Below are 13,595 nucleotides of genomic sequence, written 5' to 3'. Positions count from 1 at the left end.
AAAAGCTGGCTCTTCAGGGGCCCCAGGGAATGAACCCTGCCGGCGGCCTGAAAAAACCAGCCTTCCATTGTTTAGATTTCTTCGCAATATTGATCAAAGTAAGTTTGAAGCTTGTTGACCACGCTCATTGGCTCATGTCCTTCAATTTCGTGACGTTCGACCATGGTAATCAGTTCGCCATCCTTAAGGAGTGCAAAAGATGGAGATGATGGCGGATAACCAGTAAAATAGCTCCGCGCCTTTTCTGTTGCCTCTTTATCCTGGCCGGCAAATACAGTCACCAGCTGGTCGGGGCGTTTGTCAAAATGTATGGAATGCGCAGCCGCTGGCCGGGCAATCCCTCCAGCACAGCCGCATACAGAATTGACCATAACCAGGGTCGTACCTTTTTGATTCAATGCCTGGTCCACTTCTTCAGGTGTCTTTAGTTCCGTATAACCGGCAGCCGTGATTTCCTGGCGTGCCTGGCGTACTATATCATTCATGAATAAATTAAAATCCATGCTCATATCTGCTTCCTCCTTCATATGTACTTCAACCATATTATATCAACATCAGGACATTTTCCACAACGAAGCCAGCTTAAAAATGATTGAAAATAATACAGCCTGAAAGTTTAATATTTGCCAAAAAGGGAAATATATAACTACATCTAGAACCATACCCCTAAACTCCCTAGATTGGATAGCACCTTGTGCTATCCATTTTCTTTTATATTAACCTTTTATTGAATGAAGGCACGAAGAGATAAATAGATAGAAAGAATGGCACACGCAGCCAGGATGGCTGCTGTCGATCTATTCCTTCTGAATTTAACGAAATAGGAGGCAAATATGATGGCGGCCGCTGACTTGGATAAGCCGTCATAAAAGCTTTTTTCTTTAAAATAAGAACTGCTGAAAACGACGGCTGCAATAAATGATGTAATAATCATGATTCGAAACCAAAGAGGCTCTTTCAAAAATTGCCCCGCCATGAATCTAAACCGCCGCATACCGCTGATCCCCCTTTAACATATCAATCTAACTCAGCATATGGAGCCTTTTCCGGAAGCATGACTTTTCTTTGGTTTACAGGCTGTCCGGCTGGGTTGGGATAATCCCATTGGATGGTGCCTAAACAAACATAATCTGCCTGTATACAGGCAGATTATGTTTGTTCCTCTATGATGGATGCATAAAAAGCTGAAAAAAGTTCATGGACCGCCTGTACTGCCGGCCGCTGCCCTGCCATAACTTCAAGCTTGGCCTCCGGAAGCAGCCGTTTCATTTCTTCGTTCTGAAAAAAGAGCGCTTCAAGCTGTTCGGTGATCAAGGAGTTCATCCAATTGCCGAGCTGTGACTTCCGCCTTTCTTCAAATACTCCCGATTCTCTTGTTTTCGTCCGGAAGCGTTCGATCACTTCCCAAAATTCGCTTATCCCTTCTCCTGTCACAGAGGAACAGGAATATGCTTTGGTAATCCACCCCCTGGTCGCCGGCTGGATGAAATGGAGTATGGAATTATATTCCCGCTTCGTTTTCAGGGCTGCAGGCAGATTGCTTCCATCTGCTTTATTGACTAAAATAGCGTCGGCCAGCTCCATAATGCCCTTCTTCATCCCCTGCAGCTCATCTCCGGCTCCCGTCAAGGCAAGGAGCAGAAAAAAATCGACCATTTCCCTGACCTTTGCCTCACTCTGTCCTACTCCCACCGTCTCGACCAGAATGATATCAAAACCTGCCGCTTCACACAGCGTTATAGTTTCCCTCGTTTTACGGTGGACTCCGCCAAGAGTTCCTCCGGCCGGGGAAGGCCTGATAAAGGCACTGGGATTTCGGGACAGATTCTCCATCCTTGTTTTATCACCGAGTATGCTTCCGCCGCCGAGGCTTGAGCTGGGGTCTACCGCCAGGACCGCCACTTTATGACCTCGATTGCACAGGAAAGTCCCAAACGCCTCGATGAAGGTGCTCTTTCCCGCGCCGGGCACTCCTGAGATCCCGATCCTGATGGATTCCTGCTCACTGTCACCCAGCTTCTTCAGCAAAAGCTGGGCACTTTCAAAATGATGCGGCGCATTGCTTTCGATGAGGGTTATGGCCTTGGCGAGCATGGTACGGCTCCCGCCTGACACACCCTCAAACAGCTCATCGATGTGTATCCCGGCTGACTTCTTTTTGAATTTCTTCTCCTTCTCCCCCGGCATTACTGAGACACTTCCTCATACCCAAGGCTTTTATAGACTGCTTTGATCAGCAGCGCTGCTGCCCTGGGGATAATGGTTCCCGGTCCGAATATCAAGGCCGCACCCTGATCCATAAGGAACTGATAATCCTGAGCGGGGATGACTCCGCCGGCAATAACCAATATATCTTCTCTCCCCAGTTTCTTGAGCTCTTCCCTGAGCTTAGGAAGCAGGGTTTTGTGGCCGCCTGCAAGTGAACTCATGCCGATCACATGCACATCGTTTTCTACAGCCTGCATGGCTGTTTCTTCCGGAGTTTGAAAGAGCGGGCCGATATCAACATCAAAACCCAAATCGGCGAAAGCGGTAGCCACGACCTTTGCACCCCGGTCATGGCCATCCTGCCCCATCTTGGCCACAAGGATCCTTGGCCGCCTTCCTTCATTTTCAAGGAATTCTGCTGTCAGCTCCTGAACTTCCTTTATTTCTTCCTCATTGGAGTAAGAGCTGCTATAAATGCCGCTTATCGACCGTATTACCGCCTTATGCCGGCCGCAAACCTCTTCAATGGCATCCGATATTTCACCTACTGTCGCCCTTTCGGCCGCCGCCGCGACTGCAAGCTCAAGCAGGTTGCCATCTCCGGAACGGGCTGCTGCTGTAAGACATGCAAGTGCCTCTGCCACCTTCTCATCGCTTCTGCCTTCCTTCACGAGTTTCAGCCTTTCAATCTGGCTGAGCCTTACTGCTGTATTATCCACTTCCAGGATTTCTATTTCGTCTTCCATGTCCGGCTTATAAGCATTCACACCCACCAGGATTTCTTCGCCGGAATCGATCTGGGCCTGCCTTTTGGCTGCTGCTTCTTCGATCTTCATCTTAGGGAGTCCAGTTTCATTGGCTTTGGACATCCCGCCGAGTCCTTCGATTTCCTCCAGATGTGCCCAGGCCCTTGTGATGAGGGCGTCTGTCAGTGATTCTACATAATAAGAACCGCCCCATGGATCAATCACATCTGTGATATGCGTCTCTTCCTGGAGGTATAGCTGTGTGTTCCTTGCTATCCTTGCCGAAAAATCAGTAGGCAGGGCAATCGCCTCATCAAGGGCATTCGTGTGAAGCGACTGGGTATGGCCCATGGCTGCAGCGTGTGCCTCAATCAGTGTACGGGTGACATTGTTAAACGGATCCTGCTCGGCAAGGCTCCAGCCCGACGTCTGGGAGTGAGTTCTAAGTGCCAGGGACTTCGGATTCTTCGGGTTGAACTGCTTCATGAGCTTAGCCCAGATGTATCTTGCAGCCCTAAGCTTGGCCACTTCCATAAAATAATTCATGCCGATCGCCCAAAAGAACGACAGCCTCGGGGCAAACGTATCAATGTCTATCCCGGCTGCAAGCCCAGTGCTTACATATTCGAGCCCGTTGGCAAGCGTATAGGCAAGCTCAATGTCAGCCGGTGCTCCCGCTTCCTGCATATGATATCCTGATATGGATATACTATTGAATTTCGGCATATGGCGGGATGTGTAATCAAAAATATCGGCGATGATTTTCATCGACATTTCCGGCGGATAGATATAGGTGTTCCGTACCATATATTCTTTTAGGATGTCATTTTGGATCGTGCCGGAGAGCTGTGCCGGCTCCACTCCCTGCTCTTTTGCGGTCACGATGAAATAAGCAAGAATAGGCAGAACGGCACCATTCATTGTCATGGAAACCGACATTTGATCAAGAGGGATATCCCGGAACAAGATCTTCATATCCTCAACAGTGTCGATTGCGACCCCTGCCTTTCCCACATCGCTGAAAACCCGGGGGTGATCGGAATCGTAACCCCGGTGGGTTGCCAGGTCAAAAGCGACAGACAGCCCTTTCTGTCCCATGGCAAGATTCTTTTTATAAAAAGCATTGGATTCTTCCGCTGTTGAAAAGCCGGCATACTGCCTGACTGTCCATGGCCTGTTCACATACATCGCCGGATATGGCCCGCGGGTGAAAGGGGCAAGTCCCGGAAAATTCAAGTGATGTTCTGCATGTTTAATATCCTCTTCCGTATAAACAGCCTTCACTTCGATTCCTTCATTGGTCTGGTGTACCGGGATATTTGCTCCGCTTGAGTTATCTGCTTTTCCCATGCTGTTCATTGAATCCTGGCTGATCTTTCGAAAGTCTGGTCTTGTCATCGTGTTTTACCCTCCATCTCCACCAAGAACGTATTAATTAGATCAAGGCTGGTGTTCTGGTGTATGCTGCCGTTAAGTCCCGCTTTTTCAGCCGATCCGGCCAGCTCCTTCGCCAGCCTGCCTGCAATATATATCCTTTTATGAGGAAACGCTGCCTTAATGGCAGAGATATACTGAACAGCTTCATTTTCATACGCCTCATCAGTGCCGCATATCAGGAAGTGCTCGACGTCCTCATTCGTGCTGATAAAGGAAAGCGCCTGGTTCACGCCATAAATAGGCGGGCTGATGTCTGAATGGATTCCCCCAGCCGCGAAAAAACTGCGGATGAAGTCGGCTCTCGGTTTGAATTCCTTTAAAGCACCAAGTCCAATTAGACCAACTCTTGGTATCGTTCCCCGCCTTTCGGCCATTGCCGCTGCTTTATGGCGGATCGCCTCCGCCTCTTCCGACATCCTTTTGGGCTTCAGGGCATTAATGCCCTTTTCTACATGATTCTCAGGTGCTGCAGCGGTGCCATCCGATGTTCCCTTTCCCGGTTTTGCAGACTGGCTGAGATCTGCATAAACATTGGTCCCGACCAGCTTCTCTTTTCTTATCATCACATTATGTGCCTTATCATTAAATGTTTTGCCGATCTGCTCCTGTATCCATCCGCTTTCAAGGGCAGCCCATGCTCCCCCCATGTCTTCAATTTCAAGGAATAATTCCCACGCTGATTCTGCAAGCTGATCGGTAAGCTTTTCAACATACCATGATCCCCCTGCAGGATCTGCTGAATGCTTAAGCTGAGCTTCCTCTGACAGGATGTGGTGGATATTGCGGGCAATCCTGCCGGCAAGCGGGCTCGATGGCACCGCAGGCAAATCAAAGGGATGAATCTGGAGATATTGGACATTCCCCACTGCCGCCGCAAAAGCCTGTCCCGCTGTTCTTAAAATATTCACATGCGGATCAAAGACCGTCTGTGAAAACGCGGAGGTTTCAGCATGAATTTCCATCCTGAATGGCTTTATCTCATCCTTGTAAGCTTCTCCTATCCTCGACCAGAGCCTGCGGGCTGCCCTCAGCTTTGCGATTTCCATAAAGAAGCTCGAACCAACTGCAAAGGAAAATACCATTTTCTCAGAGAGTCCGCAGGCGTCGATTCCTTCCTTCCGTCCCATTTCCAGATATTCCACACCAAGGGCCAGGGCAAAAGCCAATTCCTGCACAGCACTTGCCCCGGCATTATGGTAGACAGAAGCTTTGACAAGGAGGCTCCGGAGCCCTGGAAAAGTATCATTCATTGCCTTAAGGCGGGCCGCTAGTTCCATTGAAAACTTGTCTTTATCTACAGGCAGGCTCCCAGCTGACGCTCCGTCCGATATCAGGTCCTCGGCAGCAGCTCCCCGAAGTCCGGCTTGAAGTTCCGGGTCATCTTTGATGCTTCTGAATAAAACTTCCTGCCTTCCCTTAAGATCGAGGAAGAAAGGAAGATTGACTGCACGGAGTTTTCTCATCAGTTCCTGCAGCCGGCCGGCATCCAACGAATCGAACAGTTCAGCATCAAAAGAGATTGTATTCTGCCCTTTCTTTACAGCCTCCTCTACGAGAGCGAATAATTCCTCATGATCTTCCGCCCTCAGGCACTGGGCAATCCCCCATGTCCCTTCCCGGCTTCCGGCAGGTTCGGTTCCCCGGGTATACGGTCTCTGTCCGGGAAGTTCTGTTATAGTTCCATTTTTATAATAAAGCGGATCGATTTGTATACCTTCATATGTATTTCTAGAAAGACTGCTGACACTCTTCCCCTTCAGACTTTTCGCAGCAGCATCTTCCCAGCTGGAAAAATCCGCAGCCGGAAAATCAAGCTTCTTTATTTCGCTCGTTTTCATGTAATCGCTTCCAAATAAATAAATCATCAACCTGGAAGCATTTCCCTCCCTGCAAGTAAAAGATAGCATTGCTGATACTCATATTTTAGAACAGTCAGTATATTTGTGCAATTACAGGCTTACGTATAAAGATCCCTGTACACCAGAATCGCAGGGCTTTACTATTCTAAAGCTTATTATTTTTATATTTGAATGCCCGGAAATATAATAGATATTTAAGCTATGAAAGTCATGCTCGCATGATATATTTCAGCCTGAATTGCAAAGCCTAAGAAAGAAATTATGGAGAGAAGGTACAACTGTGTTTATAATTGGCAGCCGGACAATAAAAACAGCTATAGGAGCTATGGTCTCATTGATGATTGCCGGAATGTTTTCACTCGAAAACGCGGCTACCGCCGCTATCATAACACTGCTTAGTGTCCAGAGCACAAAAAGGCAGTCAGCCGTCATAGCCTTAAGGCGATTTGCTGCCGGAATTCTCGGCATGGCCCTTGCAGTCATCCTGTTTCAATGGGGATCGTTCACACCCATTTCTGTGGGTGTCCTCCTGTTTATATACATCCCCCTGATGGCGAAATTGGGACTTCATGAGGGGATCATCCCCGGTTTTGTCATCGTGATGCAATTATATTTAACAAAAAACATTACATACGCTTTTGTTTTAAATGAAGTGTTCATCATTACCATTGGGATCCTGGTTGCACTGCTTTTCAATCTTTATATGCCCAGCGTCGAAAAAGACCTTCGCAGGAAATCTTCAGAGACAGAGGAGAATTTCAAACTGATTTTCCTGCAGCTTGCCCGCTTCATCAGAAAAAAAGAAAAAGTATGGAATGATGAAGCTGTCTTAAAAAGTGGAAATGCTATCCGGGAAGGGAAGGACCTGGCCCGCCGGAGTGTGGAAAACTCCTTTTTTCGCAAGGAAAATTACTATCGCGATTATTTCAATATGCGCGGACAACAATTTGACATCATCCAGAGAGTCATCCCGATCATCCTTCATCTGCCAACGACCTTCGAGCAGAATGTAATGGCAGCCGAGCTGATGGAGGAAATCGGCCATAGCATCCGTAAGGAAAACCCCGCTACCGGACTGCTGGTTTCCCTGCGTGCTTTGCGTCAAACCTTCGAGAAGATGGAACTTCCGAAAACACGCGAGGAATTCGAAACCAGGGCAGCGCTCCTGGTATTCATAAATGAAATCGAAAGGTTTCTCCAGATTAAATCTCAATTCATCCTTGAGACAGGGAATTCTCCTGCTGAGTAAGGTACTGCCTGATAGAAAAGCACCTCCCAATTGATTATAGCCTTTCAATTGGGAGGTGCTTTCTATTTTAACTGATCAACTATTTAATAGGCAGTTTCGGGAAGAGTATAAAATAAGAAGGTTCATTTCCTTGCCGCATTCTCCCACAGCCGCCTTTTATAACCTGGTCCTAATAGATCGGTGTAGTCTCCGGAGATGTGCTTTCCAGTATTTCTTTTACTCTTGCAAGGAAACGTCCGCATACTAAACCGTCGAGCACCCGGTGATCAAGCGACATACAGAGATTCACCATGTCACGCACGGCAATCATGCCGTCGATGATGACCGGACGCTTTACAATCGATTCTACCTGCAGGATGGCCGCCTGCGGATAATTGATGATTCCCATTGACTGCACGGATCCGAATGAGCCTGTGTTATTGACCGTGAAGGTCCCTCCCTGCATTTCATCCGATCTAAGCTTTCCGGCTCTCACTTTGCCTGCTAGCTCCGTAATTTCACGGGCAATGCCTTTTATTGTTTTTTCATCGGCATTTTTGATGACCGGAACATACAGAGCATCCTCTGTAGCAACGGCAATGGAGATGTTGATATCTTTTTTCTGAATGATTTTATCTCCAGCCCACATGGAATTGATCTGCGGGAATTCTTTCAGCGCCTGTGCCACTGCTTTCACGAAGAAGGCGAAGTACGTCAGATTAAAGCCCTCCTGCTGTTTGAATCCTGACTTCAAGGAGTCTCTATAGGAAACAAGCTTCGTCACATCCACTTCAACCATGGTCCAGGCGTGAGGGGCTTCATGTTTGCTTCTTAGCATATTGGAAGCAATCGCCTTTCGTACGCCTGTCACTGGTATTTCGATATCCCCAGGAGCGGATGATACCGCAGGGCTTTCTGTTTTTCTTTCAGGGCGGGCAGCCTGCGGTTCCTGCTGGCGGGCTGCAGGCTTTGGAGCTGGCGTGGCCGGCTGTTCAGGCTGGGGAGTACCGCCTGCCTCGATTACGGCCAGCAGATCTTTCCTCGTGATTCGCCCGCCGGCACCCGAACCTGTTACCTGCGCAAGGTCAATTCCATTTTCCTGTGCAATTTTAAGCACAGCAGGGGAGTAGCGCGATTTGCTGGAGGTATCCTTCTCCGGCTCTGCCACTTTCGCTGATACTCGTGCGGCCGCCGGCTTTTCACCGCCAGCTGTTTCTTCCTGAGCACCGCCTTCGGTTTCAACCGAGCAGATGAATTCCCCGACAGACAGAGTCTCACCTTCTTCAGCGATTAATTCCTTGATGATGCCTGTAAAGGATGAAGGAATTTCTGCATTTACTTTGTCAGTCATCACTTCAGCGATCGGGTCATATTTATTTATCTTATCTCCAGGGGCAACCAGCCATTTGCTGATTGTCCCTTCCGTTACACTTTCTCCCAGCTGCGGCATTTTCAATTTCTCGATGGTCATCGTGTACCCTCCTTCCAGTTTCTTTATTAAAATTCAGCCAGCTCGCGCATAGCTTTTTCAACTTTGTCCGGGTTGACCATGAAATACTTTTCCATCGTCGGTGAATATGGCATAGCAGGCACATCAGGTCCGGCAAGGCGCTTGATTGGTGCATCAAGGTCGAACAGACAGTTCTCTGCAATAATGGCAGCCACCTCGCTCATGATGCTTCCCTCTTTGTTGTCTTCCGTCAAGAGGAGCACTTTCCCTGTCTTGGATGCTGCTTCAATGATCGCTTCCTTATCCAATGGATAGACTGTGCGAAGATCCAGGACATGTGCTGAAATGCCGTCACTGGCGAGACGCTCAGCGGCCTGCAGGGCAAAATGCACGCAAAGTCCATAGGTGATGACTGTAATATCTTCACCCTCGCGCTTCACATCTGCCTTCCCGATTGGCAGCACATAGTCATCAGCCGGTACTTCCCCCTTAATCAGCCGGTAAGCCCGCTTATGTTCAAAAAACAGGACTGGGTCTTCATCACGGATGGCCGCCTTCAAAAGGCCCTTCACGTCATAAGGAGTGGACGGCATAACGATCTTAAGCCCCGGGGTACCGGCGAAGAGAGCCTCTACAGACTGGGAATGATAAAGTGCACCATGGACTCCGCCTCCGTATGGGGCACGGATGACCATTGGACAGTTCCAGTCATTATTGGAACGATAGCGGATTTTAGCGGCTTCCGACACAATTTGATTCACAGCCGGCATGATGAAATCGGCGAATTGCATTTCAGCAACCGGGCGCATCCCATACATGGCAGCCCCGATCCCTACTCCTGCAATGGCAGATTCAGCAAGCGGTGTATCGAGTACTCGGTCTTCGCCAAACTGGTCATACAGTCCGTAAGTCGCCTTGAATACCCCGCCTTTTTTCCCGACATCCTCACCAAGGACAAAGACACGCGAATCTCTTTCCATCTCTTCCCGAAGCGCCATGGTGACCGCATCGATATATGAAATAACTGGCATTACAATTCCCCCTGTTCCTCGGCATATACATATTTCAGTGCCTGCTCCGGCTCTGAATATGGAGCGTTTTCGGCATAATCAGTAGCTTCATTGACGACCTGCATCACTCTTTTGTTGATCGTTTCCTCCAGCTGATCGTCCATTACGCCCGTTTCTTTCAGATAAGCACCGAAAGTGATAATCGGATCCTTGGTCTTCGCTTCTGCCACTTCAGATGGCGAGCGGTAGAGACGGTCATCATCATCGCTTGAGTGTGCTGTCAAGCGGTAGGAAACCGTTTCGACCAGACTTGGGCCTTCACCCCTGCGTCCCCTGTCAGCCGCTTCCTTCACGGCTTTATATACTTCAAGCGGATCATTTCCATCCACTGTAATTCCCGGCATTCCATAGCCGATGGCCCGGTCTGATACATTTTCACAGGCCAGCTGCTTTTCAATCGGAACCGAGATGGCGTATTTATTATTTTCACACATAAAAACAACCGGCAGTTTATGTACTCCTGCAAAGTTTGCTCCTTCGTGGAAGTCTCCCTGGTTCGATGAACCTTCACCAAATGTAACGAAAGTCACAAGATCCTCACCCTGCATCTTTCCGGCCAGTGCGATGCCCACCGCATGCGGCACCTGTGTGGTTACAGGGGATGAACCTGTTACGATGCGGTTGACTCTCTGTCCGAAGTGGCCAGGCATCTGCCTGCCTCCGGAATTCGGATCCTCTGCTTTTGCAAACGCAGAAAGCATTAGATCTTTGGCCGTCATCCCGAAGGTTACCACCACTCCTACATCACGATAGTAAGGAAGAACATAATCCTTTTGATGATCCAGTGCGAATGCCGCCCCAACCTGCGCTGCCTCCTGTCCCTGGCAGGAAATAACGAACGGGATTTTGCCGGAACGGTTCAAGAGCCACATGCGCTCGTCGATGCGCCTGCTGAGGAGCATCATTTCGTACATGTCCAATACGGTTTCATTTGAGAGACCCAATGCCTCGTGGCGATTTTCAACCATGTTTAAACCTCCTAATAATTTATATAAGCTTATGAATGGATAGCAAGCCCGTCCACTGCCTGGGCAGCTTCACCGATAGCCTCTGAAAGTGTCGGGTGCGGATGGATCGTATGGCCGATTTCCCAAGGAGTCGCGTCGAGAACCTTGGCAAGTCCTGCCTCTGAAATCATGTCTGTCACATGCGGACCAATCATATGCACTCCAAGCAGGTCGTCATTTTCCTCATTGGCAATGATCTTCACAAAGCCATCTGATTCTCCGTATACGAGAGCCTTTCCAATGACCTTGAATGGGAATTTGCCGATTTTGATTTTGAATCCCTTCGCCTTTGCTTCTTCCTCTGTCAGGCCCACGCTTGCAGCTTCCGGACTAGAGTAAATGCATTTTGAAATGGTCGTATAATCAATCGGAGCAGGATTTTTGCCTGCGATATGCTCCACAGCCTTGATTCCTTCATGGGACGCCACATGGGCGAGCTGAAGTCCTCCTATACAATCGCCGATAGCATATATATGAGACTCCTTTGTCTGGTAAAATTCATTGGTCAATATGTATCCCTTATCAAGCTGGATTTCTGTATTCTGGAGGCCGATGCCTTCTGTATTGGCCATCCTCCCTACCGAAACCAGGATCTTTTCCGCTTCAAATTCCTGAAGCTCATCCTTGACCTCTGCCGAAATCTTGACGCCAACAGACTTTTCAAGTGTTTCAGGCAGCACCTTTGCGCCGGTGATGATCTTGACTCCCTTTTTCTTCATAAGGCGCTGCATCTCTTTGGAAACATCCTTATCTTCTGTAGGAATAATTCTGTCGGCATATTCAATCACTGTGACCTCAACTCCAAAATCAGACATCATGGATGCCCATTCAATTCCGATGACCCCGCCGCCCACAATGATGATGGATTTAGGAAGCTCTTCCAGTTCAAGTGCTTCATCTGAAGACAATACAAGTTTCCCGTCAAAGTCCAATCCAGGTAGTGTCCTCGGCCTTGAACCGGTCGCTATGATAACGTTCTTAGGAATCAGCATTTCATTATCATCACCATTATTCATCTCAACAGAGACTGTGCCCGGCATCGGCGAAAAGATGGAAGGTCCGAGTATCCGGCCCATGCCTTCTACTACATCGATTTTCCCCTTCTTCATCAGGTATTTCACGCCGTTATGCAGCTGTTCGATGATTTTGCCTTTGCGCTCCTGGACCTTAATGAAATTAAGACTCACTTCACCAGTGATTACACCGAATTCTTCACTCTGCCTGGCTGTCTTGAACACTTCTGCGCTGCGGAGCAGTGCCTTGGAAGGAATGCATCCTTTATGCAGGCATGTGCCTCCGAGTTTTCCCTTTTCAACTATGGCGGTACTCAGGCCGAGCTGGGCAGCGCGGATCGCTGCAACATATCCCCCGGTGCCTCCGCCAAGGATGACTAAATCATATTCTTTTGCCATGTGCATTCACTCCAATTTTGTAGTATGGCTTTCCTTTGACTGTGGATTTGGATATACCTTGGCCGGCTCCTCCCCGAGTAAAACCCGGAGAGCTCCTTCGGCAAGCGCCTGCAGTTCATTTTCGCCCGGCTGCACAATGACGTCTGCAATCCAGTTGACCCGTGAAGAAATATCCCGGACAAATTCTTTGCCGTATGCGAGGCCGCCCGTGAGGATAATGGCATCCACTTTCCCCCGGAGAACCGCGCTTTGTGAACCAATCTCCTTTGCCACCTGATAAGCCATGGCTGAGTAGACCAGCTCTGCTTCTTTATTGCCGGAAGCAATCATTTTTTCTGCCTTTATGGCATCGCTGGTGCCGAGGTATCCGGCCATGCCGCCCTGTCCTACCAGCATTTTCATCATTTCTTCACGATAAAAGTCCCCTGAATAGCAGAGCCTGACCAAATCTCCTGCCGGAACAGTACCCGCTCTCTCAGGGCTGAAAGGGCCGTCGCCGTGAAGGCCGTTATTCACATCAATCACTCTTCCCATGCTGTGGGCACCGACCGTGATCCCGCCGCCCATATGGACGACAATCAGGTTCAGTTCATCATATTTCCTGCCTAATTCCCTCGCTACCCTTCTTGCCACAGCCTTCTGGTTGAGTGCATGAAAGATACTCTTCCTTTCAATGAGGCTGAATCCGGATACCTTTGCAACCGGCTCCATTTCATCCACCACTACGGGATCGACAATGAAGGCAGGGATATTTAAACCCTTAGCGATTTCATTCGCGATAATTCCGCCAAGATTGGAAGCATGCTGACCGCTGTAGCCAACCCGAAGATCATTCAGCATCTGTTCATTCACTTCATACGTACCGCCCTCGATTGGCCTGAGGAGCCCGCCCCTGCCGCAGACGGCGCTGAGCTTTGAGATATTGATGCCTTCCTGATCAAGGGTTTCAAGAATGATTCTCTTTCTGAATTCGTATTGATCAATGATATTTTCAAAGGTGTTTGTTTCTTCAGAGCTGTGGCGGATGGTACTTTCAATGATCGGAACATCATGGTCAAACACACCTATTTTAGTGGAGGTAGATCCCGGATTGATGACAAGTATTCGTTTGTAACTCTCGTGCACTGTATGTACCTCCAATAACAAAGAAAAGGAAGCGGCCCTCACGGCTGCCATCC

11 protein-coding genes are annotated in these 13,595 nt (G+C 48.8%); 1 reads left to right on the top strand and 10 read right to left on the bottom strand.

The annotated features are described in order from the left end of the window. Window positions 1-71: 71 nt before the first annotated feature. From V1498_RS07320 to V1498_RS07300, 5 genes are all read right to left on the bottom strand, one after another. Window positions 72-509, bottom strand: a complete 438-nt coding sequence (locus tag V1498_RS07320; protein WP_409297885.1) for a BrxA/BrxB family bacilliredoxin — start codon at window positions 507-509, stop codon at window positions 72-74. A gap of 215 nt (window positions 510-724) precedes the next feature. Then, window positions 725-994 carry a hypothetical protein gene (locus V1498_RS07315; RefSeq protein WP_409297884.1) on the bottom strand — a complete coding sequence of 90 codons (270 nt, stop codon included), beginning with the start codon at window positions 992-994 and terminating at the stop codon, window positions 725-727. Between the two features lie 155 nt (window positions 995-1,149). Further along, window positions 1,150-2,187 (bottom strand): methylmalonyl Co-A mutase-associated GTPase MeaB, encoded by a 1,038-nt coding sequence (gene meaB, locus V1498_RS07310; protein ID WP_409297883.1) that lies wholly within the window; start codon window positions 2,185-2,187, stop codon window positions 1,150-1,152. Next, the gene (scpA, locus tag V1498_RS07305; protein ID WP_409299195.1) at window positions 2,187-4,313 is read right to left on the bottom strand and encodes a methylmalonyl-CoA mutase; all 2,127 of its coding nucleotides are present in this window, start codon (window positions 4,311-4,313) and stop codon (window positions 2,187-2,189) included. Before scpA ends, meaB begins: the two co-directional genes overlap by 1 nt. Before the next feature lie 35 nt (window positions 4,314-4,348). Further along, window positions 4,349-6,256: a methylmalonyl-CoA mutase family protein gene (locus V1498_RS07300; RefSeq protein WP_409299193.1), complete on the bottom strand. Its 1,908-nt coding sequence runs from the start codon at window positions 6,254-6,256 to the stop codon at window positions 4,349-4,351. 274 nt (window positions 6,257-6,530) lie between these two features. Between V1498_RS07300 and V1498_RS07295 the strand changes: the two genes are divergently transcribed. Further along, window positions 6,531-7,499 carry an aromatic acid exporter family protein gene (locus V1498_RS07295; RefSeq protein ID WP_409297881.1) on the top strand — a complete coding sequence of 323 codons (969 nt, stop codon included), beginning with the start codon at window positions 6,531-6,533 and terminating at the stop codon, window positions 7,497-7,499. Window positions 7,500-7,668: 169 nt separating this feature from the next. Here the strand turns inward: V1498_RS07295 and V1498_RS07290 are convergent, their stop codons facing one another. The 5 genes from V1498_RS07290 to buk are packed head-to-tail and all read right to left on the bottom strand — an operon-like array spanning window position 7,669 to window position 13,542. Beyond that, window positions 7,669-8,949 carry a dihydrolipoamide acetyltransferase family protein gene (locus V1498_RS07290; protein WP_409297879.1) on the bottom strand — a complete coding sequence of 427 codons (1,281 nt, stop codon included), beginning with the start codon at window positions 8,947-8,949 and terminating at the stop codon, window positions 7,669-7,671. Between the two features lie 26 nt (window positions 8,950-8,975). Then, a complete protein-coding gene (locus tag V1498_RS07285) occupies window positions 8,976-9,959 on the bottom strand; it encodes an alpha-ketoacid dehydrogenase subunit beta (protein WP_409297877.1) in 984 nt (327 codons plus the stop codon). Next, window positions 9,959-10,966 carry a thiamine pyrophosphate-dependent dehydrogenase E1 component subunit alpha gene (locus tag V1498_RS07280; protein WP_409297876.1) on the bottom strand — a complete coding sequence of 336 codons (1,008 nt, stop codon included), beginning with the start codon at window positions 10,964-10,966 and terminating at the stop codon, window positions 9,959-9,961. Before V1498_RS07280 ends, V1498_RS07285 begins: the two co-directional genes overlap by 1 nt. 29 nt (window positions 10,967-10,995) lie before the next feature. Continuing rightward, entirely contained in the window at window positions 10,996-12,417 is a 1,422-nt protein-coding gene (gene lpdA, locus V1498_RS07275; protein WP_409297875.1) for a dihydrolipoyl dehydrogenase, read from the bottom strand. 6 nt (window positions 12,418-12,423) lie between these two features. Further along, window positions 12,424-13,542: a butyrate kinase gene (gene buk, locus V1498_RS07270; protein WP_409297874.1), complete on the bottom strand. Its 1,119-nt coding sequence runs from the start codon at window positions 13,540-13,542 to the stop codon at window positions 12,424-12,426. Window positions 13,543-13,595: the final 53 nt, after the last annotated feature.

Origin of the sequence: Paraperibacillus marinus (assembly GCF_046237605.1) — a bacterium.
GTDB lineage: Bacteria > Bacillota > Bacilli > Bacillales > DSM-1321 > Paraperibacillus > Paraperibacillus marinus.
The sequence above is the reverse complement of the archived record's forward strand: the minus strand, read 5'-3'. Positions and strand labels throughout refer to the sequence as shown.